The following is a 22040-nucleotide window of genomic DNA, read 5'->3' as shown; positions in this document are numbered from 1 at the left end:
CACGGTGGCGGAGATGTCCGCGGGCACCGGCATCCGGGCACTGGCGTACGAGTAGCCGCGACACAACCGGCGTCGGTTGAGGTCGGCCGACGCTGGCCCGGAATCATTTGCCTTCTTTCGACCCGTCTGAGGTCATCGCCTCCTGGCCGGGCGCGGACGACAGGAAGACGTGCTGGTGGCCGCGGCCGATGTCGATGTTGAGCCGGTCAAGCTGGGTGGCGCCGACCGACCAGCCAGCCACCGCCAGGTCACGCTGCCGGTTGGCGAGGCTCAGCAGCGCCGCCCGGTCCGCCTCGACGGCCTTGACCACGGCGGCGTAGGTGTCGACGGCGAGGTCGAGCTGGCGGGCGCCACCGAACGATCGCGATGATCCGGTGTTCGCGGACGTAAAGGTTCCTCATCCGGCCGTGCCTGGGCCGTGCACTGGTCTGCCCGTGCCGGCAGCGGTAGGCGGGCCTGCCATGCGACCAGCAGGAATCGAGCACACGGCCGCAGCGGCCGCACCGCAGCAGGCCAACCAGCGGTAGCGGTGGGCTACGCTCTGGCCAGATGCCGACGCCGCACCGAGCTCTTGCACAGCGACGAAGTCGACCTCGGACACCAGCGGCGGATGCGCCACCTTGACCGAGATCACCCACTGATCAGCACCCGCCCATTCCTGGGTTCGGAACGGACCGGGCAGGTGCGGCGGCGTGTACCGGGCGGGCTGCCGGTTCCACACCTGCCGCCCCGTGTACTTGGCATTGCCGAGGATCGCCCGCACCGTCGTCGCTGCCCAGCCGAGTCCTGCCCGATGTCGGTTCCGGTCACGATCCGCCTGCGACGGACACGGAACACCCCGCTCATTCAACGCCGCGGCGATGCCCGCCACACTCCGGCCACGCAGCCGCTCCGCAAAGATCCACCGAACGGTAGCTGCCGTCGACGGGTCCGGGTCGTAACGCCGCAGCCGCCGGCCCCATTTCGCATGCATCGGATGCGGACCGGCGTCAACGAGACGGTAGCCATACAACGGCCGCCCGCCGAGGTACCGGCCCTCGTCACGGGTCTGCGCCCGCATCGCATGCAGCGCGCGCCACCGCGCCCGTAGCACCTCGCGCCGCGACTGCGCGCCGAGCAGCATGATCAACCCCTGGTGCGACGCATCTCCAAGGTCGAGCTGGCCGTGCACCTCCGGCAACCACAGCTCCACACCGTGCGCCTCGAACACCGGCGCGAGGGACAGCAGCTGGTCGCCGTAGAAGGCGCGCTCGTACTCCCCCACCACCACCGCGTCGAACGCACGGTCCGGCTCGGCAAGGGCTTCCAGCAGGGCAGCTGCTTGCGGCCGGTTCCGCCACGGCAGGCGCCGGCTGCGGGAGACGTCAAAGAACTCCGCCACCACCTGGCCGTGCCCAGCGACGAGATCCTCGGCGACATCACGCTGCCACTGGCGCGACGACTCCCGCTCCTGGAAGTCCGCGGTGGACACCCGCCCGTAGAACGCGAACCGCAAATCGCCTGCCCTGTCCGGCGATCTGGGACGCTGCCCGTTTGCCGACCGCCCTTGGCTGCTCCAGGACGTCAGCAGATCGGCATCGTCAGACATCGCAGATGTGGCCACCAGGAGCTCCGATCACTGCAAACCCGAACATCCTGAGCATTGAAGCCCCAACCACTGTGAAGCACGACGCACGCCGTGTGCGAACACGTCTCGCGCTGCATGGTGAGGGCGGGCCGTCCGTCGTGTCGTCGGCCATGTAGTCGGCATTGAGGAAGATCCCGCCGGTTGTCGCAGAGTCCCCCTCTCAGTTCGTCGCCGAACCAGCGGCGACGCGCCTACCTCATGCGTGTCGGACCCACCTCAGCGAAGAGGCCAGGTTTCTGGCCAGCGTGGTGACGATTGACAGCACCATCGAGGCATCGTCCCAGATGCTGTGCGGCTCTGCTCGGGAGGACGAGCTTGCAGGTCACGCCCAGCATCAGGTTTCCAAGCGGGACACCCCCGTCTCCACCCCTCGCACCGCCCCACTAGCATTAGTAGACGATGTAGGTGCTAATTGTTCAGTGCGTCTAGTGCGAGGAGTCAATCATGAGCAGAGGTCTCAAGGGCAGAAACATCGTGGTCACCGGAGCGGGATCCGGCATCGGACGGGCCGCGGCGGTGCGGCTGATCGGCGAGGGCGCGCGAGTGGTGGCGACCGACGTGGTGGAGCAGCGGCTCGCCGACCTCGCCGCGGAACTCGACGGCCGCGACATCGTGACCGTCGCTGGCGACGTGTCTGATGTGGCCACCATCGACGCAATCCTCGAGGCGACCGAAGGGACCGCGGACGGGCTTGCCAGCGTCGCCGGCATCATGGACTCGTTCCTGCCCCCCGCGGAAATGGACGACGCCACCTGGCAGCGCGTATTCGATGTCAACCTCACCGGGCCCATGCGGCTGACCCGGGCGCTGCTCGCCGGCATGATCGCCCGGGAGTCGGGATCGATCGTCTACGTCTCCTCCGAGGCGGGCTTGCGGTCGTCGGTCTCCGGCGCGGCCTACACCAGTTCCAAGCACGCGCTCCACGGATACGCCAAGAGCGTTGCCTTCTACTACGGGCCGAAGGGGATCCGCTCCAACGTCGTCGCGCCCGGCGGCGTAAACACGAATATCGTCGTCGAAATCAAGTCCGAGTACGCGGCAACACGCGTCGGCCCCGTAATCGAGCACATCGCCACCCCTTCCGTCGAGGCGGAGACGATCGCCGCCACGATCGCCTGGTTGCTCAGCGGGGACTCGGCAAACATCAACGGCGCCGTGCTGCCCAGCGACGGCGGCTGGTCCACCATCTGACCAGCCCTCGCTGCCGCCCTGCGGATCAATCCCTGATCCCGCACCCGAAGCCCGGAGCCCACGAAATGGAGTGACGGCGACTGTGCCTGCGGCCGGAGCGCCCTGAGCAGCATCGCCCTGGCCGCCATCACGGACAGGGCGATCTGCACAAACGCAAGATCAACTAACTTGCAACAGCTCTGGTGCGTTACGAGCCTCAAGGACGTGGAACCGCGCGCAGCGATTCCTCCCACAACCGGTCCGCATTCGACGGCTCCAGGGCGTAGCGGGCCACACCGGCCAGATATGAATGCGCTGCTCCATCGGTCACGCTCTCGGCCTCGTTGCAGTTCTCGAAGTAGCGGCCCCCAATGCCTTCAAGCACGGGTGAGGAAGCCACGAAGACCGTCGTGGCTGCTCCCTGCTCAGGCGTTTTCCAGTTCGCGGGCGGCTTCGCCTGATCGTAGTCGTCGCCGATTCCCCAGGACCGCTTGGTCTCCTCCTTGATGTACCGCTGCAGATTTGTCCTGATCGCCCCAGGCATGACCGCATTGGCGAATATGCCGTCCTGCTCCCAGCGCGCCGAAGCGCCCACCGCGAAGAGCGCGTTCGCGGTCTTGGACTGACCGTATGCCGTTCGCGGGTCGTATGGGCGGAAGTGGTAATGGAGGTCGTCGAAGACAACGGGCGACAAAAGGTGTCCGGACGAACTGAGCATCACCACCCGCGCCCCACCTGCGGCGGCCAGCGGGCGGTGGAGTCCGGTGGTGAGCGCGAAGTGGCCGAGATGATTGGTCGCAAGGTGCTGCTCCCACCCTTCGGCGCTGCGTGACAATTCGGGTAGTTGCATCACGGCGGCGTTGTTGACGAGTATGTCCAGCGCCCCCTCCCACCCGGACACGAATGACGCGACGGACGCCAGATCGGCAAGATCCAGATGCGCGACGCGGACCGCCCTGTTCGCCGTACTCGCCACGATGTCAACGACTGCCGCCCGCCCGGCATCCATGTTGCGTACGGCCAGCGTGACTTCGGCACCTGCGGAGGCGAGTGCCCGTGCCGTCTCGACACCCACTCCTCCCGCGCCTCCCGTGACGACGACGCGTTTGCCGCTCAGATCGATTTCTGCCACCACTTCCGCGGCTGTCGTGGCGAATCCGAAGGATGTGGTCATACGTGTGGCCATGGGGTGCAGTACCTCAAGGTTCAGGGGAACATCAAGTTGACGGTGAGAGCTGTTTTGGCTACGAACTCGGCACGTGAATCGAGTTGGTACTTCCAGCCAGTCGCCGCGGCGTGCAGTACTTCCGCCGCTGCCCTCGGCGGGATGCCGGGGTGTGGCACGGCGCTCTCGTCCCATGCCTCCACGACGGCGTCCGCGAGTTTGTCCAGAAAAGCGGCCCGGTACTCGGCGTACATGGTTCCGAGTTGAGCCGCGCTGTTCTCCAGGAGTTCGCCGGCGCCCGCGGCGATGCCCGTACCGACATGGCGCCCGAGCCAGGCATCCATTGCGGCTGCCAGCCGATCCCGGGGTGTTGTATCCGCCCGCGCCAGGATCTCCGTCACCTCCGCCAACGCGTCGTCCAACGCCTGGCGCATGGTTTCGCGGAACAACGCCGCCTTGTCCGTGAAGAGAAAATACAAACCTGGACGCGAAATATCCGCTTCGCGCGCGACGGCATCCATTGAGGTCTTCCGGAAGCCGTAGCGTGAGAAGGTCATGAGCGCGGCTTGCAGTACCTGGTGCCGACGTTCCCGATCTCCAGCCGGGGTGTTTCCAACCACTCCACCAGCTAAACATAATAATCTGAAGGTGTAAAGTTTGACCCGGCCGTCCGCGCGACCAGGCGAACGCCTCCGTGGCCGAGCAGTCGGGCCCCGGTCGCCGGCCGCGGCCTCCGCTGACGCTCGTCCGAATGCTGGGGGCAGGACCTCGAAACGTCGGGCCAGCCGGCGACGAACCTCGCCGGATCGTGCCGCCGCTGTGGATGCCGTTGGTGATGAACGTCTTGGCGCCGTTGAGCAGCCAGTGGTCGCCGTCGCGCCGCGCGGTCGTCCGGATGCCCGCCAGTTCCGAGCAGGCGCCCAGGTTGGTCATGGCCATGGCGCCGATGCTGGCGCCCGAACACAGGTCGGGAATCCACCGCCTGGCCTGGTCCGATGTTGGCCAGGTCGACGAGGGTACGGCAGCACGATGTCGGCGTGGCAGGAGATCCCCGCGCCGAACGAGGTCACGTAGCGCTGCGGAGCGTTGATGCCCAGGAACCCTGCCGGCCGGCTTCGAGCCATGGCTCTCTGGGGATGATGCCCGCGTCGTCCCACGCTTCGACGTGCCCGACGACGCTGCGCCTGAGGAACTCGCGAACGCTCGCCCGGAACGCTTCGTGATCATCGTGAAGAACGACCGCCGCGCCCATGGCAGGAGACGGTCGGATCGGTGGGCCGCGTCGGTTGGCGGCTGTGCCGGTGTCGGCGGGTGGCGAGTCGGTTCTGAGCTGGTTGCACCGGGCGGCTGCCTCGTGGGGCGTTGGGACGCGGCCCCGGCGCTGGGTCTGATGGACGTACGGGGACCACCGCCGGGGGTACTACAACTCGCAGACGCCGCATCCGAGCGTGTACCTGCCGTTAAGGTCCTCCTGACTTGCCAACCGTCGCAAGATCATTTGGTTGCGACGACCGACAGGGCCGACAGCAGTACGCCGAGCATCTGGCGTTCCAGATCGCCGGGCGGCAATTGGACGGGATTGACGAAACTTTGCAGGCGCGCCCCCTCACGGACCGCGATGATCATTCGTCCGAGCGTCTGTGGTGGAACGTGGACGGTCCGGCCTGCGCGCTGCAGCAGCCTTGTCACCATATGACCGACCGCGACCTGTGATTCCTCGTCGCGTCGGGACAGCACCTCGGCGGCGGCGGGATCACGCATCGCGTGCAGGCTAAATTCGGTTGCGACCAGGAAGTATTTCCGTTCGTCGGGGTGGACCTGCGCGAGCATCTCGGCGATCGCCGGCACTGTCAGCGTGTCGCCGGCCTGAGCAGCCAGTTCCTCGACGCGCCGGATCGCCAGCGCGGCGTGGCGGTCGAACAGCGCGAGGAACAGTTCCTCGCGTGTGGCGAAGTTCGAGTAGAACGCGCCGCGGGTGTACCCCGCCTGACGGCAGATCTCCTCGATGCTGGCACCCCGGAACCCGCGATCGGCGAAGACCTCCTCGGCCGCGTCGAGGAGGCGGCCGAGTGTCTCGGGGCGCCGCCTGGTTACTCGCTTGGGCATCGCTCTCCTACCCGTTGACGACCTCTGTAGCTACGCTTGCAGTGCAGTAATGTATCGGATACGTTATCGCATCTGAAGCGACTCTGATTCTTCAAGGGAGCGAGGGGACGTCCCATGACCGGGCAGCCGGTGAGAGGACGGCCGGTAGCCGATCTCGTAGGACGCACGGATGAGCTGGAACTGATCGAGGCGCTGCTGGCTGGCCACGGCCAGGTCGGTACCGGCCTGCTGCTGCGCGGCGACCCGGGGGCGGGCAAAACCGCGCTGCTGGACGCCGCCGCAGCAAGAGCCGCAGCCGACGGCATGCGGGTGCTCCGGGCGTGCGGCGCGCAGTTCGAGGCCGAGATCAGCTTCTCGACGCTGCACCAGATGCTCGACCCGCTGCGTGAGCGCGCCGACCGGCTCGCCGGCCAGCATCGCGACGCCCTGGACCAGGTCTTCGACCTCGCGCCGGGGTCTTCGCCGGACCCGCTGGTGGTCACGGCGGTACTGGCCCTGCTTCGCGGGGTCGCCGCCGAGCGTCCGCTGCTGGTGATCGTCGACGGCGTGCCGTGGATCGACCGCGCCAGCGCGACCGTGCTGGGATTCGCCGCCCGCCGCATCGGCGATGATCCCATCGTGTTCCTGGCCGCCGCCCGCACCGGTGCCGGCGGCTTCTTCGACCAGGTCGGGTTCCCCGAACGGGAGATCGGGCCCCTGGCCACCCAGCCGGCGACCTGCCTGCTGGACACCCGCTGGCCGGGGCTGGCGCCGACCGTACGGCGGCGGCTGCTCGATGCGGCCGCGGGCAACCCGCTCGCGCTGCGGGAACTCCCCGGCTTGTTGACCGACCGGCAGCGCCGCGGCCAGGACCCGCTGCCCGCGTCCCTGCCCCTCAACGGGCGGCTGGAGGCGATCTTCGCCGCCGGGGCGCGGGCCCTACCCGCACCGGGACGGCAGGTACTGCTGCTGGCCGCGCTGGAGCCGGATGCCAGCCTGGCCACCATCCGGTCGGCGGCGCAGGGCCGCGCGGACGTCGACGACCTGGCCCCGGCGCAGCAGGCCGGCCTCGTCCGCATGGATGCGGTCACCGGCCCCGTGGTGTTTCGCCACCCGCTGATCCGCTCGGCGATCGTGCAGATGACACCGCTGGCCGAGCGGCGGGCCGCGCACCAGGCCCTGGCCGCCGCTCTGGCCGGTGACCCGGAGCGGCGGGCGTGGCACCTGGCCGAGGCCGCGACCGGACCGGACGAGACGGTGGCCCGGGCGCTGGACGAGGCGGCCGTCGGCGACCGGCGGCGTGGCGACGCGGCCGCCGCGGTGACCTTGCTGGTTCGCGCCGGTGAACTCAGCCCGCACCCGGCCGGCCGGTCCCGCCGACTGGTCGAGGCCGCCTACCTCGCCGCCGTCACCGGTCAACTCGACCAGGTGCCCCGGTTGTTGGCCGACGCCGGACAAGCCCCGGACACGCCGACCGGGCTGGTCTTCGCCGCCACGGCCCACTTCCTCACAACTGGTGAGGGCGACATCGATGCCGCCCACCGGTTGCTGGCCCGGGCGCTCGACGACGTCACCGACACCACCACGACCACCAACAGCTGGGACTCCTACGGGATCCTGTTCGGGCTGACGTTCGTCAGTGTCTACGCCGGCCGACCGGAACCGTGGGAACTGCTCAAGACCACGCTGGCCCGCTTTGCCCCGGAGGCGGTAACCCCGTTTCGGCTGCTCTACGACGTGTACGTCGACCCCGCCCGCACCGCCGACACGGTCCGGGAGGGCCTCGCCCACGCCTTCACGGCCCTGCCCGCCGACCCGGCACCCTGGCAGATCGTCCCCCTGGCCTACGCGGCCGTCGGCATGGATGCCCTGTCCGACTACCGGTACCTGGTCCGCCGCATGATCGAACGAGAACGCGACGGCAGTGCGATCGCCCTGGTCGTTGCCGGGTTGCTGCTGCTCTGTGTCGATTCCTATGTCCACGGGCAGTGGGACGAGGCCGAGAACCTGGCACGTGAGGGGCTGGACCTGGCGGCGGTCCACGGCTACCACCTTGCCGAGGGGCAGCTTCGATGCCATCTGGCATACATCGCGGCCGGCCGCGGCAACGTGGACCGCGCTCGGGTCCTGACCGATGAGGTCATCACCTGGGCGGCGCCTCGCGGTATCGGGCTGCCACAGGCGTACGCCTGGCGGGTTCGCACCCTCGCGGCCCTGGGCCACGGCGACTACGAGGAAGCCTACGTACAGGCGGCACGGGTCACCCCGCTCGGCGCACCCCGCGCCTGCGTCCCCGGCCGCCTGATGCTCATGGACCTGGTCGAGGCGGCTGTCCGCACCAGACGCACCGAACAGGCCCGCGCCCACGTCGCCGCCGCCCAACAGGCCGGCATCCCCCGCATCTCCACCCGCATGGCGCTGATCACCGCCGGAGCCGCGGCCCTGGCCGCCGACGACGACCAAGCCGACCAGCTGTTCGAGGCAGCACTGTCACTGCCCGAGGCCGACCAGTGGCCGTTCGAACAGGCCCGCATCCAACTCGCCTACGGACAATGGCTCCGCCGCACCCGCGACACAAGCCGAGCCCGCCTGTACCTGCGCGCCGCTGCGGACACCCTCGACCGGATGGACGCCCGACCCTGGGCACAGCGGGCCCGCGACGAACTGCGCGCCACCGGAATCGCCACCGCCACCACCAGACCCGACACCCGCACAGCCGCACTGACCGCGCAGGAACGGCAGATCGCCACGCTCGCCGCCACCGGCCTGACCAACAAACAGATCGCCCAACAGCTGTTCCTGTCCCACCGCACAGTCGGCGCCCACCTGCACCGGCTGTACCCCAAACTCGGCATCACCTCCCGCGCCGCCCTCCGCGCCGCCCTGGACACGATCACACCCGACAAGCACGACCACGCCCCACAGCCAGCGTTCCCCACCGAAGACCAAGACGGCAACGAACCCGTTCGACAACGCACCACTGAACACCGCCGAATCGCACAACCCCAGACTCGACCTGCGGAACACCCGCCCTGATTTGCCGCGATCCGATCGCTACGCAACGTCACAGCGAGCCGGCCCAAGTCGGCGTCCGGACATGCCGCCGCCGCACGACGATCCGCAGGCGCAGGCCGCGTCGCGGACGGAGCTGCACAGCCGGATCGTCGGCCCGCTGGTCGCCCGGCTGGCCTCCGATGGGTGGACCGGCCGCAGGAGAAGGCGGAGATACTCACCACCGCGTTCATCGGCGTGCTCACCGCCCGGGCCTCTGGCGCGTTCGACCGGCTGCCGGACCTCGACGCCGACGATCTGACCTCGCTGCGGTTGCGTCGGGAGCGGTCGACCAGCATGCGGCTGGCATGCCCGACGGATAGACGAAGGGGGTAGTTCTCGGGGCGTTCCCCGGACTGAGGTTCGCTGTCGCCACCGTCGTCCCGACGCGGCGGTTGACGTCTCCGCACACTGCGACTTGACGCAACCCGAGTTCGTGATGGGCGACCTCATCCGGCCGAATCAGTCGTCAGCGCTCCGCCTGTCATGCAAGCGCCGCCGGCGATCGGACAGGGCTGTCGTTCACTGCCCAAAGGGCGGTAGCGGAGGTATACGACGCCGTTTCGGAATCGGCGCTCATCGAGGAGCTTTGCAGCGGGATCCGTTCGCTCGCGTCGAGGACCACTGACTCGCCGGGCAGTACGTCGCCGCCGATCAGCGCCGGGCCGGGCAGGGCGGCACATCCGCCGCCCGGCATGAACGCGACGAACGTGACGTGCTCGACCGTGCCGTCGCATGGCTCCTCGTCGACCAGCCGGTACGCCACGGCCGCCAGTCTGCCTGAACCGTCCGCCGTCTGTCAGTCCGCGACTCGCCGATCGAAGTGCACCTCCGCGCCGAGCTGGGCGGTGTACGCGGCCAGGTCTCGACGACCTCGTCGCGCAGCGGGTAGCCATTGGGGTCGCCGGGGAACGGCGTGCCCGGCAGTGACGAGAACCGGGCCGGGGAGAACAGCGTCAGGCTGTCGTAGTACCAGTACCGCGGCCACGAACCACCAGGCCCACCCGATGCGTCCAGCACAACCGGGTGCAGGCCTCGGTGAAGGTCTGCTTGGTCAAGGTCACGGTGCTCATCTATGGTTGCCCTTCAGTCAGATTGTGGCAGGCTCCCCGGCCTCGCCCGCGGCCGGCCGTTGGGTCAGGGAGTGGCCGCCTACTTGGCGATCAGCTCGAACGAGCGGATCCGGTCCTCGATGTCGTAGACCTGGGTGGTCAGCATCAGCTCATCCGCACCCGTGCGCTCGCGCAGCTCGGCGAGCTGGCGGGCCACGGTCTCCGGAGAGCCGAGCGCCTGCCCCTCGAACCGCGACCGCGCCATCTCCAGCTCCTGCGGCGTGTACGGGTACTGGGCCGCCTCCTCGGGGCTGGGCAGCACCGTCGCCCGGCCGGTAAGTATGCGCAGGTAGGACAGCATGGCCGGGCCGGCCAGGTACTCCGCGCGCTCGTCGGTATCCGCGCAGATCGTGTTGACCGAGACAATCGCGTACGGCTTGTCGAGGTACTCCGACGGGCGGAAGGACTGCCTGTACACAGCCAGTGCCGGCAGCGTGTTGGCCGCGCTGAAGTGGTGCGCGAAGCTGAACGGCAGGCCCAGCTTGCCGGCCAGCTGCGCGCTGAACCCGCTCGATCCGAGCAGCCAGAGCTTCGGCATGTTGCCCAGCCCAGGGACGGCGGTGATCCGCATCCGGTTCTCCCGCCCGGTGAAGTACCCGACGAGATCGTCAAGCTCCTGCGGGAACGCCTCGGCGGACGTCCGGCGCAGGGCCAGCGCGGTGACCTGGTCGGTGCCGGACGTCCGGCCGAGGCCTAGGTCGACCCGGCCCGCGTGCAGCGCCTCCAGGGTGCCGAACTGCTCGGCCACCGCCAGCGGGGCATGGTTGGGCAGCTGCACGCCACCCGAGCCGACCCGGATCGTCGAGGTCGACGCCAGCAAATGCGCGATCAGCACAGCCGGGGCCGAACTGGCGACCCACGGCGTGTTGTGGTGCTCGGCCACCCAGAACCGCCGGTAACCCAGTTCCTCGGCGCGGACCGCGAGCGCCGCGGTGTGCCGGAGGGCCTCGGCGGAAGATCCGGAGGCGGCGACCGGAGCGACATCGAGGACAGAGAGAGGTACGTCAATCACAAGATCATTCCTTTGGTGGTGGGGTTGTCGCGGGGCGGGATGGTCTGAACCGGGCTCCGGCCCGGGTGGCTAGCGGCGGAGCCGCCGGCAAAGTTGACGATGGTCACGTCGAGCACGGCCATGGTCGAGCCGATGACGACGACCACGAGGGCACGGGCGAGAGTGGCGGCGGATCCGGCGGTTCGTGCAGGTCTGGTGACGGTGCTCGTCCCCCGTCACTTCCCGTACGGGTGCTCGGCGCGAGCGGTGCGCAGCGCGCGGCCCCACCACAACAGCTGGTCGACCATGTTCTTGGCGGCGCTGTCGCAGATCGCCGGGTCGAGCGGTCTGCCGTCCTTGCCGAGGCCGGACCAGGGGCCGTGCAGGCTGACGGAGTCGCGCACAGTCATGGCGTGCAGCTCGGCGAAGACCTGACGAAGCTGCTCGACGGCGCGAAGCCCGCCGCTCACCCCGCCGTAGGAGACGAAGCCGATCGGCTTGGCCTGCCACTGGGTGTGGTGCCAGTCGATGAGGTTCTTCAACGAGGCCGGAAAGCTGTGGTTGTACTCGGGCGTGACGACGACGAACGCCTCGGCGGCGGCCAGCCGTGGGCTGACGTCGGCGAGAACGGCCTGAGTCCCCGGCGCGGGGGCGGGAAGGCCGTCCCGCCCGGGCATGGACACGGGAAGATCCAGGCCGGCGACATCGACAACGTCCAGATCGATGTCGGTGCGGTGGCCCACATGGCCGGTGAACCACTCGGCGACCGACAGGCCGGCGCCGCCGCCACGAGCACTTCCGATGATGACGGCGACCCGGAGCGCGGGGTCGTTCGAAGGTGCGAAGTCAGACATCGCGGTCCCCCTCGTTCTCTCGTTTCACTGCCACGATTCGCACGATTCGCAGCACCTCAGGTAGCATACAACGATCACTGCAAAAGATAAAACGATCGTTGTAATCAGCTCCTTGATCGACATGTGGGAGGATGAAGCGATGACCGGCGCGGGCGCAGAGGACAAGACAAGGACGGCCCAGCCGCGGCGGGGCCGGGTGGACAAGGCGACAGCGATCGTGCAGGCCGCGTGCGAGGTCTTCGGACGGGACGGCTACTCCCGGGCCAGCATCGACACGATCGCCGCCGAGGCCAGCGCCTCGACTCGCACCATCTACAACCACTTCCCGGGTGGGAAGGAGGAGTTGTTCCGCTCCATCATGCAGTTGAGCGCAGAGCGGGTCAGGGACGAGCAGCTCGTGCAGCTGCGGAGGTACCTGGACCCGGAGCGTCCGCCGCATCCTGACGACCTTGAACGTGACCTGCTCGCTCTGGCCCGGGCCTGGGTCGGCCTGATAACGGACTTCCGCGACCAGTTCTCGCTGGTGCGGCACATCTACGCGGACGCCGGGCACATCCCGGCCGAGGTCTTGGATGCCTGGCAGGAGGCCGGACCGCGCGTGGTGGGCCGCGAGGTGGCGTCTGCCATGGCCGCGTTGGGCGATCGTGGCCTGATCGACGTCCACGGCAGCCCGGCCCAGGCCGCCGTGGATTTCATGGCGTTGATCTCAAGCGAGATCACGCAACGGTCCTACTGGGGGGTCAGGCCGCTCCCGCCGGAGGAGGTCGACCGGCTGACCTCCGCCGGAGTACGCGCGTTCCTGCGGGCGTACGGCTCCGCAGGCTGAGTTGGAGCCGCCCTCAACCCGGAACCCGGCAATCGGTCGAGGCTCGGCCCCAGACCCGCGGTCCTGGTGCGCCGGTCGGAGAGGAACACCGGCCCGCTGGTGCGGCCGGCCAGCAGGCGCGGCAGCAAGCGGGCGGTGCCGGTCTGCCAGGCCAGCAGGCGCGGCAGCAAGCGGGCGGTGCCGGTCTGCCAGGCCAGTGCACGTGCTCCATCGCGCCGCCCTTGGAGCCCACCCGGGCGCGACGGAGCTCGGTGTCCAGGTCCTCGATGTTGGGGACAGGATCTCCTCGGCGCGCCCAACGGTCTCGTACAGGAGCCTCCACAGCACCCGTTCACGCAGGGTGTGCCGGTCGTCGGTGAACAGCGCCCCGAACCCGCGCCGCCGGCGGCATCGACCACGCTGGCGACTCAGACGACCATGGTGCCGCCGCTGGTCATGTCGGCCAACGGCGTCGACCAGGTCAAGCCGGCCGTGCAGCTCACCAGGATGGTCCCGGCCTCGGGCGATCTCGGCGTGTGCGGCCAGCAGTTCGGTGGTGGTGGTCAAACTAAGCGTCGCCCGATTGGCGTGATCTGGCCGTCGCCAGCTCCCCAGCAGGCGGGCGGCCGGCGGCGCTCGCCGGGTCAGGTCGACTCGGGGGAAGGCCGGCGGCGAGCCGGTCAAAGGCTTCGCCGACGAGCGCTTGCAGGCCTGCGGCCCCGGTTTCCGGTGCCCAGACGCTAAAGGCCGCCCGGAACGCTGACGCCGCGGCGCCCGCGAGGAGCTGCGGATAGAGACTGCCGCTTGTCTGCCCGGCGCGTTTGGCGAGGGCGTCGGCGAACCTGGTCTGGTTGCGGATCATCCCGTGGACGATCGTGGTGCGAAGTTCGGGGTATGCCGTGAGCACCCTGCCACAGGCCTGCCAGCCGGTGCTGGCGGTGAGGCTGGGGAAGGTCTGCTCGATCGCCTGGCGCACCGCGGTTAGCGGCGGCTCGGCGGGCGGGCGCGCGGCCAGTGCCGCGATGACTTCTTCGATGAGGTGCTTGTCCCAGGGCAGGAGCGCTTCCTCCTTTGCATCGAAGTAGTTGAAGAAGGTCCGTGCGGAGACCCCGGCCGCCTCGCAGATGTCGCTCACCGTGACGGCGGCGGGGCCACGCTCGAGGAACAGGCGCACGGCCGCTGCGCGGAGGGCCGCGCGGGTCTCGGCCTTCTTGCGTTCCCGGAGCCCCGGAGCTGCTGCCTGCATGGAGACCAGGTCCTTTCCGCAATGTGCGAGTGCCAGCGTGTCCGGCTGGCATCATACTGCACTGATGAAATTTTGCACTACTGCAGAATTTCTTGTAGCGTGCCGGCGTGACACAGCGGCAGACAGACAGAAAACGCGTCGGCGAAGCCGTGCGCACGCTCGCGATGGGTCTGTGGCTCCCGGCGCTCTTCCTGGCCGGGCTGCTCTTCTCTTACCTGCCGGCCTTCCATCACCCGGCGCCGCATCACGTCAGCATCGCAGTGGCCGCTTCGCCGGCCGCCACGGCGCGGCTGCAGCACGAGCTCGACGTGGCGACGCCGGGTGGCTTCACCCTCCGGCCGGCGGCCGACGCCGCCGAGGCCCGTGCTGCCGTCCTACAGCAGAGCGCAGTCGCGGCATACGTGCCAGGCGGGCCCCACCCGCTGCTGTACGGGGCCAAGGCGAACGGCGCCGCCCTGGAGACGGTCATCCGCCAGACCTTCGCCGCCGCTGCGGAACGGGCCGGCGGTACGCTCGACTTCCGCGAACTGGTCCCCACCGTGCCGGGCGACGGTCCCGGCACCAGCCTGCTGTACGTCGTCCTGTCCTGCGTTGTCGCCGCCTACTTCATGGTGATCACCATGCAGCGCGCGGTGGGCTTCGGCCGGCGGGCACACGTAGCCACGAGCATCGGCTGGGGGGCGGTGGCCGCCGCTGTCGCTTACCTCGCGGCTGCCTATGTGGTGCAGGCGATCCCGCCGCATCCACTGGCGCTGCTGTACCTATTCCTGCTGACCCAGGCCGTGTCGCTGACCGCCTATGGCCTGGTGCCCTTCTTCGGCGGCTTCTTCCCCGGGATCGCGATCACGTTGTTCGTCCTGCTCAGCGTGCCCAGCAGCGGCGGCGCTGTCCCCGTCCAACTCGTGCCAGGCTTCTTCAGCTTCCTGCACCCGATCCTGCCCATGGGGAACGCCGTCGATGCCCTGCGCAGCGTCGGCTACTTCGGCAATAGCGAGCTGTTGCGGCCCGCAGCGATGCTCTGCGCCTGGATCGCCGCCGGCGCCACGCTCATCCTGTTCGGGTACCTCAGGCAGCAACGGCGCCTTGCGCAGGAGGCAGCAGACCAGACCATGACCGAGTATGTCCCCGAGCCCCCCGCAGAAGATCCCACCGTGATGCTGCCCGAGCCCGTCGCCCTTGCCCCACACCACCACCACCATTTCGGCGACGAAGATCCGATGCTGACCGGGCGGGTCACCGATCCGTCCGGTCAGCCGCTGCCAGGCATCACGGTCACTGTGATCGACCCGCACGGCCGCCAGCTTGTCCGCACCCGCACCGACCGGAACGGAGAATACGCGGCCACTGGCTTCGGCGAGGTTGTCGCCGTGGTTATTGCCAGCATGCCGGGCCGCCCAGCCGCGGTCGCGCAGCTTCTCCTCGATCCAGCGGCACCCGTTAACCACAACATCGTCCTTGGCGCCCAGCTTCCTGAGACCCGCGAACCGGACGGTTCGGGACCTCAAGGACGGGTGACCCCTGCCGGCTAACCGGCCCGGCACCGGTCCCGGGTCGCCGTACGGCTGCGTACCGCTGCCTGCGCAAGTCGCATCCACCTGGACTGAGGGTCGCCCTGGGGAAGACCTATCTGTACGACCGGGGACGTGAGTTCCACGTCACTTTTGCAAGTCGCCGCGCTAGATCCATAATGAGGCTATGCATAATGGGATTATGCAATCGAACGCCTCCGGCACTGAGCTGGTCGTGGTGCTCGAGCACCTCGTGACGCTCATCCGCCAGGTCTCCACCGCCGGCGGCCTCAGCACGGCGGCCTCGTCAGCCCTGCACCGCCTCGGACGCGACGGACCCCACGGGCTGACGGAGCTGGCCCACGCCCAGGGCGTCTCCCAGCCGGGGATGACGCAGCTGGTGACGCGCATGGAACGCGAGGGCCTGGTGCGTCGCGTCGCGAGCAGCGACGACCGGCGCGCCGTGCTGGTGGAGGCGACCGACGCCGGCCTCGACCTCCTCGGACGCCGGCGCGGGGAGCGTGCCGACGCTCTGCAGCACCTGCTCGACCGCCTCGATCCGCAGGATCAGGCCGCTATCGCCGCCGCAATACCCGCGCTCGCCCGGCTCGTCGAGGCCCGGACGTCCGACTGAATACGCGCATCGACAGACACCACGTTCAGGAGAACCTGCATATGACCGCATCGCATGGGACGGCCCCGAGCCCGTTCAAGCAGCCGCGCGCCGTCTGGGCCGTGGCGTTCGCCTGTGTCGTCTCGTTCATGGGCATCGGGCTCGTCGACCCGATCCTGCCCGCACTGGCCGGCAGCTTGCACGCCACGCCGAGCCAGGTGTCGCTGCTGTTCACCAGCTATCTGGTCGTCACCGCGGTCGCGATGCTGGTGGTCGGCTGGATATCCAGCCGCATCGGCGCCAAGCGCACACTCATCGTCGGCCTGATCCTCATCGTCGTGTTCGCCGCGCTCGCCGGCACCTCGAACACGATCGGCGGCATTGTCGGTTTCCGCGCCGGCTGGGGCCTGGGCAACGCCCTGTTCATCGCGACCAGCCTCGCCGTCATCGTCGCGTCCGCGAGCGGCGGGTTCGCGGGCGCCATCATCCTGTACGAGACCGCGCTCGGTCTGGGCATCGCGGTTGGCCCGTTGCTCGGCGGCGAGCTTGGCAGCATCAGCTGGCGAGGCCCGTTCTTCGGCGTGGCGGTGCTGATGGCCATCGCGCTGGTCGCGACGGTCGTGTTTGTCCCGTCCTTGCCGCGCCCTGAGCGGCCCACGTCGCTCGGTGCGCCGCTGAAAGCGTTGCGCCACCGTGGGCTGCTGACGATGGGTCTGATGGCGCTGCTGTACAACTGGGGCTTCTTCACGATGCTCGGCTATGCGCCGTACCCGATGGAGTTGAACGCCCATCAGCTCGGCCTGGTCTTCACCGGCTGGGGCTTGCTGGTCGCGTTGTTCAGCGTCTTCTTCGCGCCGCGGCTGCAGGCGCGGTTCGGCACCGTGCCGGTGCTCTACGCCAACCTCGCTGGCCTCGGCGTCGTCATGGCGGTCATCGCGGCCGGAGTAGCGACCCCGTCGGCCGTCATCGTCGCCGTGATCGTCAGCGGCGCGTTCATCGGCATCAACAACACCCTCACCACCCAGGCCGTCATGCTCGTCTCGCCGGTCGAGCGCCCGGTGGCCTCCTCGGCGTACGGGTTCGTGCGCTTCATCGGCGGCGGACTCGCGCCCTACGCGGCCGGGAAGCTCGCCGACGCCACATCGCTGAGCGTCCCGTTCTACCTCGGCGGGGTGGCGTTCGTCCTCGCCATCGCCGTCCTCGCGACCGGGCACCGCCTCGTCAGCGCCGCCGAGGCCGGGCTGGCCCAAGGCGAGCGGGTCGTCCCGCACCTCGAGCCGGTTGGCGCCGTCTCGATCGGGGACCACCGGCCGGTCATCGTCGCGGTCGGTGCGACCGCCGACGCCGCCGACATCGTCGACGCGGCCGCTGACATCGCCCGCGGAATGGGCAGCATGCTCGAGGTCGTGCACGTCCGAGAGACCGCCGTCGTCGAGGAACTCGCCATCGACGCCGAAGACGCAGACACCGCCCGAGCCGCGGTAACCGCGCACCTCGACCGGCTCGCCGGGCGCGGTGTCGCAGCCACCGGGCAGGTGCTGCACAGCGTTGGCGACCATGCGGTCGCCGGTCGCATCCTGGCGCGGCACGCCCGAGACATCCAGGCCCGCACGGTCGCCATTGGACGGTCCGCGCGCGGACCGGTGGCGCAGTTCGGCGACGGCAGCTTCACCGCCGCGCTGACCCACGCGGCGGCCTGCACGGTCGTGCTGATCCGGCCCGAGGACGAACCGCACGAGCTGACCGCGGCCACGCTGCATGAGCTGCGCGGCCCGAGCGCATAGCGAGAGGCGGTGGCGAGCGATGAACGAGACCGGCACCGGGCCTGCGTTCAGGCCTCAGTTCGAACTCGGCACCGACGGCCCGGGAGCGATCGTCGTCGGCCTCGACGGCTCGACGCCCTCGCTGCGTGCCGCCGCGTACGCCGCGGGCCTCGCCCGACGGCAGCGCACCCGGCTCGTCGCCGTCTACGTCCGAACGCGAGCGGCAGCATTCCTGTCCCTCGCCGACCACAGCGGTATCGCCATCACAACGGCGATAGCCGCGCAGGACGAGACAGAGGCGCAGCTTCGTGACCTCGTGCACAGCCACTCACGCGTGTGGGACGTCGACGCGCGGCTCGTCGTACGGTCGGGCGACCCGCTGAACGTCCTGTCCGACGTCGCGCGGGAGGTACATGCCGAAGCCGTCATCGTCGGAAAGTCGGCGAGCGTCGCGCATCGTATCGCCGGCTCACTCGCCGTCCGACTTGTCCACTGCGGACGCTGGCCGGTCACCGTCGTCCCGTAGTGCTTGCCCGACGGACCCGGCCGCTGCGGTCCGGCTGCCGCTCCCGCGGGCCACGGCTCGAGGCGTGGGTCAGGGCTTGGCGGGCGGACGAGGAGCCGACTGGTGCCGGGCGAACCCATCAAGGTCATGGTTGAGGCGGCCGAGCAGGTTCGCGAGCGCCGCCCGATCCTCGTCCGACCAGTCTGCGAGCACGGTGGCGTACACGTCGTGGCGGGCGGTGCGTACCGCCTCCATCCGGGAGTGCCCGGCGGGGGTCGGCGCGACCAGGATGCTCCGGCCGTCGCTCGGGTCGCGGTGGCGGGTGGCGAGGCCGTCCCGGACGAGCGCGGCGACTTGCCGGGTCACCGTCGAGCCGTCCAGGGACAGTGCGTCGGCGAGCGCGTTGATGTTCTGCGGGCCGGCCTGTGCGAGGCGACGCAGCAGCAGGTACGCGGCGCGGTCGAGGGCTGGGTGCAGACCCGCCGGTGCCGCCCGGTGGGTTGCCTCGCCGCGGCGCATCAACAGGGCGACCTCGGTCTCCACGGTCGCGATCGTGGGATCGCCGGTCGGATGCTCGGCCATCTCGATTCCTCCGTGGCCAGCCTCGCCTGGGCGAGGAGCAGAAATAGCTGTAGAGTACAGAAAGATACCTGCATTGTACAGCTAATCGAGGCACCCCATGACGAACGCTTTTCCCGACATTCCCGCCTTTCCTATGCAGCGGCGCTGCCCGTTCGACCCACCCCCACAGCTCAGCCGGCTGCGGGCCGAAGACCCGGTCAGCAGGGTGCGGCTCTGGGACGGCAGCACGCCCTGGCTGATCACCCGCTACGAAGACCAGCGCGCCGTCCTGGCCGATCCCCGGTTCAGCGCCGACGGGCGCAAGCCTGGCTATCCGCACCTCACCGCGGCCAGCGCCGTCAGGCGCGAGCGCTCGCGCGCCTTCATCTCGATGGACAACCCCGAGCACGACGCGCACCGCCGGATGCTGACCAGGGATTTCATGGTCAAGCGCGTGGAGGCGCTGCGACCGACGGTGCAGCGCATCGTGGACGAGCTGATCGACGACATGCTGCGCGACATCCCGCCGGTCGACCTGGTCGAGGCGTTCGCGCTACCCGTCCCCTCGCTGGTGATCTGCGAGCTGCTCGGCATTCCGTACGCCGACCACGCCTTCTTCCAGAGGTGCAGCCACACGATCATCTCGCGCACGGTGACCCCGGAAGCAGCGATCGCCGCCGCTGACGAGCTCAAGGACTACCTCTCCCGGCTGGTGGACGCCAAGGACCACGAGCCGGCCGACGACGTGCTCAGCCGACTGGTCGTCAAGCAGCTGAGAACCGGCGCGCTGACCCGCTGCGAGGTGGTGGACATGGCCGTCCTGCTGCTGGTCGCCGGCCACGAGACAACCGCCAACATGATCGCGTTGGGCACCCTGACCCTGCTACAGCACCCAGACCAGCTGGCCGAGCTGCGCGGAACCGACAACCCGAAGCTGGTCGCCAACGCGGTTGAAGAGCTGTTGCGCTACCTCAACATCACGCACACCGGTCGCCGGCGGGTCGCGCTGGAGGACGTCGAGGTCGGCGGGCAGCTCATCAGGGCCGGCGAGGGCGTCATCGCGGCCAACGATGTCGCCAATCGCGACGAGACGGCGTTCCCCGACCCGGACGCGCTCGACATCCACCGCCAGGCCCGCCACCACATGGCCTTCGGCTATGGCATTCACCAGTGCCTGGGGCAGCCGCTGGCGAGGGTCGAGTTGCAGGTGGTCTACAGCACCCTCTACCGCCGCATCCCGACGCTGCGGCTGGCCGCGCCGCTAGATGAGATCAAGTTCAAGCACGACATGGCCGTCTACGGCGTGCACGAGCTGCCGGTCACCTGGTGAGTCGATCAGAAACAAGGAGGAACAGCGTCATGAACGTCGTCATCGACCAGGACAAGTGCGTCGGCGCCGGGCAGTGTGTGCTGCTGGCCCCCGACGTGTTCGACCAGCGCGACGAGGACGGGATCGTCGTGCTGCTGCAGGAGAATCCACCCGAGCAACTGCACGAGGACATCCGCCAGGCGGCGCGGGTCTGCCCTGCCCTTGCCATCCAGCTGGACGACTCGTGAACGCGCTCGACCACGTGGTGGTCGTCGGCGCCTCTGCGGCGGGGCTCACCGCCGCCGAGACGCTGCGCCGCGAGGGCTATACAGGCCGGCTGACCCTGGTTGGCGACGAGGACCGCCTGCCCTACGACCGTCCACCACTGTCCAAACAGGTCCTGTGCGGCACGTGGGAGCCGCAGCGCACGGCGCTGCGCCGCAAGGCCGACATCACCATGTTGGACGCCGACTGGGTGCTCGGCACGTCGGCGACCGGCCTCGACGTCGCATCGAGGCTGGTTCGGCTGTCCGACGGTGCGGCCCTTGACTACGACGGGCTGGTGATCGCCACCGGAGTGACGCCACGCCGGCTGCCGTACGGTCACGACCTCGACGGCGTCCACGTCCTGCGCACCATGCAGGACGCACTGGCGCTACGGAAGGACCTGCTGTCCAAGTCGGCCGTCGTGGTCCTCGGCGCCGGCTTCCTCGGCACCGAGGCCGCCGCCGCGGCTAGACAGTTGGGGCTCGACGTGACCCTGGTCGACCCGCTGCCCGCACCGATGCTCCGCCAGTTCGGCGACCGAATCGGCGGCTTGGTGGCCAGGCTGCACGCTGCCCACGGCGTGCGGGTGCGTACAGGGATCGGCATCAACGCACTGGTCGGCACAGGCGGTCGGGTGGTCGGCGTTGAGCTGGGCGACGGCGTGACACTCGCGGCCGACTTGGTGTTGGTCGCGATCGGGTCGGTGCCGGCCACCGAGTGGCTGTCCGGCAGCGGGCTGTCGCTGTCCAACGGGGTCGACTGCGACTCGTTTTGCCGAGCCGGCCCCAGGGTGGTCGCCGCCGGCGACGTGGCCAGTTGGACCCATCCGAACCTGGGTAGACGGATCAGGGTCGAGCACCGGATGAACGCCACCGAGCAAGGCATGGCCGCGGCAAGGACGTTGCTGGGCAAGGGCGAGCCGTTCTCGCCCGTGCCGTACTTCTGGACCGACCAGTACGACGTGAAGGTCCAGGCGTACGGCACGATGCCCGACGGGGCGGAGATTACCTTCGCGGCCGGTGATCCGGCGGACGGGAAGTTCGCGGCGCTGTACGGCTGGCAGGGACGGGTCGTTGGCGCGCTGAGCTGGAACATGCCGCGCGAACAGCGGCGGCTGCGTCAGCACGTGCTCGATAAGACGACTTGGGACGTGGCTTTGGCCGCACACTCCGGCTTATCGAACGACGGGCGCAAGACTCATGATCCATGACACCCGACGGGGTCGGTCGCTGTCGGCCACCATCCCCGTGACGTAAGAGGCATGGCTCGATTCGGCTATCACCGGTCTGCTCGACGACGAGGCGCAGCACTCGATCTGCCTCGGAGACAACCTTCAAGGGCGGGATCAGGAGCCGCAGAGGTGGAGGCGGCATGCGTGGCAGTCCGTGATTGAGATCGCAGATTGCTT

The 22040-nt window shown here is 69.2% G+C and carries 24 protein-coding genes and 1 pseudogene; 11 read left to right on the top strand and 14 right to left on the bottom strand.

The window, feature by feature from the left end; all coding sequences use genetic code 11:
* Nucleotides 1-103: 103 nt before the first annotated feature.
* Genes ACFPIJ_RS52325 through ACFPIJ_RS52315 form a run of 3 tightly spaced genes read right to left on the bottom strand, consistent with a single transcriptional unit; the run spans nucleotide 104 to nucleotide 1588 of the window.
* A complete protein-coding gene (locus ACFPIJ_RS52325) occupies nucleotides 104-310 on the bottom strand; it encodes a hypothetical protein (protein ID WP_380127021.1) in 207 nt (68 codons plus the stop codon).
* The gene (locus tag ACFPIJ_RS52320; RefSeq protein WP_380127018.1) at nucleotides 249-485 is read right to left on the bottom strand and encodes a hypothetical protein; all 237 of its coding nucleotides are present in this window, start codon (nucleotides 483-485) and stop codon (nucleotides 249-251) included. Before ACFPIJ_RS52320 ends, ACFPIJ_RS52325 begins: the two co-directional genes overlap by 62 nt.
* Nucleotides 398-1588, bottom strand: a complete 1191-nt coding sequence (locus ACFPIJ_RS52315) for a recombinase family protein (RefSeq protein WP_380127017.1) — start codon at nucleotides 1586-1588, stop codon at nucleotides 398-400. The genes ACFPIJ_RS52320 and ACFPIJ_RS52315 overlap by 88 nt, the downstream gene beginning before the upstream one ends.
* A 513-nt stretch (nucleotides 1589-2101) precedes the next feature.
* On the opposite strand from ACFPIJ_RS52315, the gene ACFPIJ_RS52310 reads away from it, so the two are divergent.
* Entirely contained in the window at nucleotides 2102-2818 is a 717-nt protein-coding gene (locus ACFPIJ_RS52310; RefSeq protein WP_380127016.1) for an SDR family NAD(P)-dependent oxidoreductase, read from the top strand.
* 196 nt (nucleotides 2819-3014) lie between these two features.
* Here ACFPIJ_RS52310 and ACFPIJ_RS52305 read toward each other — a convergent pair whose 3' ends face one another.
* From ACFPIJ_RS52305 to ACFPIJ_RS52285, 5 genes and pseudogenes are all read right to left on the bottom strand, one after another.
* Nucleotides 3015-3971, bottom strand: a complete 957-nt coding sequence (locus ACFPIJ_RS52305) for an SDR family NAD(P)-dependent oxidoreductase (protein ID WP_380127015.1) — start codon at nucleotides 3969-3971, stop codon at nucleotides 3015-3017.
* Between the two features lie 32 nt (nucleotides 3972-4003).
* A complete protein-coding gene (locus ACFPIJ_RS52300) occupies nucleotides 4004-4582 on the bottom strand; it encodes a TetR/AcrR family transcriptional regulator (protein WP_380127020.1) in 579 nt (192 codons plus the stop codon).
* A 41-nt stretch (nucleotides 4583-4623) separates the two neighbouring features.
* A pseudogene (locus tag ACFPIJ_RS52295) lies at nucleotides 4624-4747 on the bottom strand (ISAzo13 family transposase); the annotation flags it as partial.
* Nucleotides 4748-5028: 281 nt separating this feature from the next.
* Entirely contained in the window at nucleotides 5029-5214 is a 186-nt protein-coding gene (locus tag ACFPIJ_RS52290) for an acyl-CoA dehydrogenase family protein (protein ID WP_380127014.1), read from the bottom strand.
* A 242-nt stretch (nucleotides 5215-5456) separates the two neighbouring features.
* A complete protein-coding gene (locus ACFPIJ_RS52285) occupies nucleotides 5457-6068 on the bottom strand; it encodes a TetR/AcrR family transcriptional regulator (protein WP_380127013.1) in 612 nt (203 codons plus the stop codon).
* Between the two features lie 114 nt (nucleotides 6069-6182).
* On the opposite strand from ACFPIJ_RS52285, the gene ACFPIJ_RS52280 reads away from it, so the two are divergent.
* Complete coding sequence (locus tag ACFPIJ_RS52280; protein ID WP_380127012.1) at nucleotides 6183-9083, top strand: AAA family ATPase; 2901 nt, start codon at nucleotides 6183-6185, stop codon at nucleotides 9081-9083.
* A 162-nt stretch (nucleotides 9084-9245) separates the two neighbouring features.
* Nucleotides 9246-9434 carry a hypothetical protein gene (locus ACFPIJ_RS52275; protein WP_380127011.1) on the top strand — a complete coding sequence of 63 codons (189 nt, stop codon included), beginning with the start codon at nucleotides 9246-9248 and terminating at the stop codon, nucleotides 9432-9434.
* A gap of 148 nt (nucleotides 9435-9582) precedes the next feature.
* Here ACFPIJ_RS52275 and ACFPIJ_RS52270 read toward each other — a convergent pair whose 3' ends face one another.
* From ACFPIJ_RS52270 to ACFPIJ_RS52255, 4 genes are all read right to left on the bottom strand, one after another.
* Nucleotides 9583-9864, bottom strand: coding sequence for a hypothetical protein (locus ACFPIJ_RS52270; RefSeq protein ID WP_380127010.1), 282 nt, complete (start codon nucleotides 9862-9864; stop codon nucleotides 9583-9585).
* A 386-nt stretch (nucleotides 9865-10250) separates the two neighbouring features.
* Complete coding sequence (locus ACFPIJ_RS52265; RefSeq protein ID WP_380127009.1) at nucleotides 10251-11222, bottom strand: LLM class flavin-dependent oxidoreductase; 972 nt, start codon at nucleotides 11220-11222, stop codon at nucleotides 10251-10253.
* Nucleotides 11219-11368, bottom strand: a complete 150-nt coding sequence (locus ACFPIJ_RS52260; RefSeq protein ID WP_380127008.1) for a hypothetical protein — start codon at nucleotides 11366-11368, stop codon at nucleotides 11219-11221. Before ACFPIJ_RS52260 ends, ACFPIJ_RS52265 begins: the two co-directional genes overlap by 4 nt.
* Nucleotides 11369-11437: 69 nt before the next feature.
* A complete protein-coding gene (locus tag ACFPIJ_RS52255) occupies nucleotides 11438-12055 on the bottom strand; it encodes an NADPH-dependent FMN reductase (RefSeq protein WP_380127007.1) in 618 nt (205 codons plus the stop codon).
* Between the two features lie 139 nt (nucleotides 12056-12194).
* Here ACFPIJ_RS52255 and ACFPIJ_RS52250 point away from each other — a divergent pair, with 139 nt between their 5' ends.
* A complete protein-coding gene (locus ACFPIJ_RS52250; RefSeq protein ID WP_380127006.1) occupies nucleotides 12195-12881 on the top strand; it encodes a TetR/AcrR family transcriptional regulator in 687 nt (228 codons plus the stop codon).
* A gap of 547 nt (nucleotides 12882-13428) precedes the next feature.
* Here ACFPIJ_RS52250 and ACFPIJ_RS52245 read toward each other — a convergent pair.
* Nucleotides 13429-14106, bottom strand: coding sequence for a TetR/AcrR family transcriptional regulator (locus tag ACFPIJ_RS52245; protein ID WP_380127004.1), 678 nt, complete (start codon nucleotides 14104-14106; stop codon nucleotides 13429-13431).
* Between the two features lie 107 nt (nucleotides 14107-14213).
* On the opposite strand from ACFPIJ_RS52245, the gene ACFPIJ_RS52240 reads away from it, so the two are divergent.
* The 4 genes from ACFPIJ_RS52240 (at nucleotide 14214) to ACFPIJ_RS52225 (ending at nucleotide 18516) form a co-directional block, all read left to right on the top strand.
* The gene (locus tag ACFPIJ_RS52240) at nucleotides 14214-15635 is read left to right on the top strand and encodes a carboxypeptidase regulatory-like domain-containing protein (protein WP_380127002.1); all 1422 of its coding nucleotides are present in this window, start codon (nucleotides 14214-14216) and stop codon (nucleotides 15633-15635) included.
* A 181-nt stretch (nucleotides 15636-15816) separates the two neighbouring features.
* Nucleotides 15817-16248, top strand: a complete 432-nt coding sequence (locus ACFPIJ_RS52235; RefSeq protein ID WP_380127001.1) for a MarR family winged helix-turn-helix transcriptional regulator — start codon at nucleotides 15817-15819, stop codon at nucleotides 16246-16248.
* 41 nt (nucleotides 16249-16289) lie between these two features.
* Nucleotides 16290-18011, top strand: coding sequence for an MFS transporter (locus tag ACFPIJ_RS52230; RefSeq protein WP_380127000.1), 1722 nt, complete (start codon nucleotides 16290-16292; stop codon nucleotides 18009-18011).
* Between the two features lie 19 nt (nucleotides 18012-18030).
* A complete protein-coding gene (locus ACFPIJ_RS52225) occupies nucleotides 18031-18516 on the top strand; it encodes a universal stress protein (protein ID WP_380126999.1) in 486 nt (161 codons plus the stop codon).
* Between the two features lie 69 nt (nucleotides 18517-18585).
* Here ACFPIJ_RS52225 and ACFPIJ_RS52220 read toward each other — a convergent pair whose 3' ends face one another.
* Entirely contained in the window at nucleotides 18586-19077 is a 492-nt protein-coding gene (locus tag ACFPIJ_RS52220; RefSeq protein WP_380126998.1) for a MarR family winged helix-turn-helix transcriptional regulator, read from the bottom strand.
* A 97-nt stretch (nucleotides 19078-19174) separates the two neighbouring features.
* Here ACFPIJ_RS52220 and ACFPIJ_RS52215 point away from each other — a divergent pair, with 97 nt between their 5' ends.
* Genes ACFPIJ_RS52215 through ACFPIJ_RS52205 form a run of 3 tightly spaced genes read left to right on the top strand, consistent with a single transcriptional unit; the run spans nucleotide 19175 to nucleotide 21842 of the window.
* The gene (locus tag ACFPIJ_RS52215) at nucleotides 19175-20386 is read left to right on the top strand and encodes a cytochrome P450 (RefSeq protein ID WP_380126996.1); all 1212 of its coding nucleotides are present in this window, start codon (nucleotides 19175-19177) and stop codon (nucleotides 20384-20386) included.
* 29 nt (nucleotides 20387-20415) lie between these two features.
* Nucleotides 20416-20613 carry a ferredoxin gene (locus ACFPIJ_RS52210; protein ID WP_380126995.1) on the top strand — a complete coding sequence of 66 codons (198 nt, stop codon included), beginning with the start codon at nucleotides 20416-20418 and terminating at the stop codon, nucleotides 20611-20613.
* Nucleotides 20610-21842 (top strand): NAD(P)/FAD-dependent oxidoreductase, encoded by a 1233-nt coding sequence (locus tag ACFPIJ_RS52205; RefSeq protein ID WP_380126994.1) that lies wholly within the window; start codon nucleotides 20610-20612, stop codon nucleotides 21840-21842. Before ACFPIJ_RS52210 ends, ACFPIJ_RS52205 begins: the two co-directional genes overlap by 4 nt.
* Nucleotides 21843-22040: the final 198 nt, after the last annotated feature.

It is taken from the genome of Dactylosporangium cerinum, assembly GCF_042653625.1.
Lineage (GTDB): Bacteria > Actinomycetota > Actinomycetes > Mycobacteriales > Micromonosporaceae > Dactylosporangium > Dactylosporangium cerinum.
This window is presented reverse-complemented; position numbering and strand designations above follow the sequence as displayed.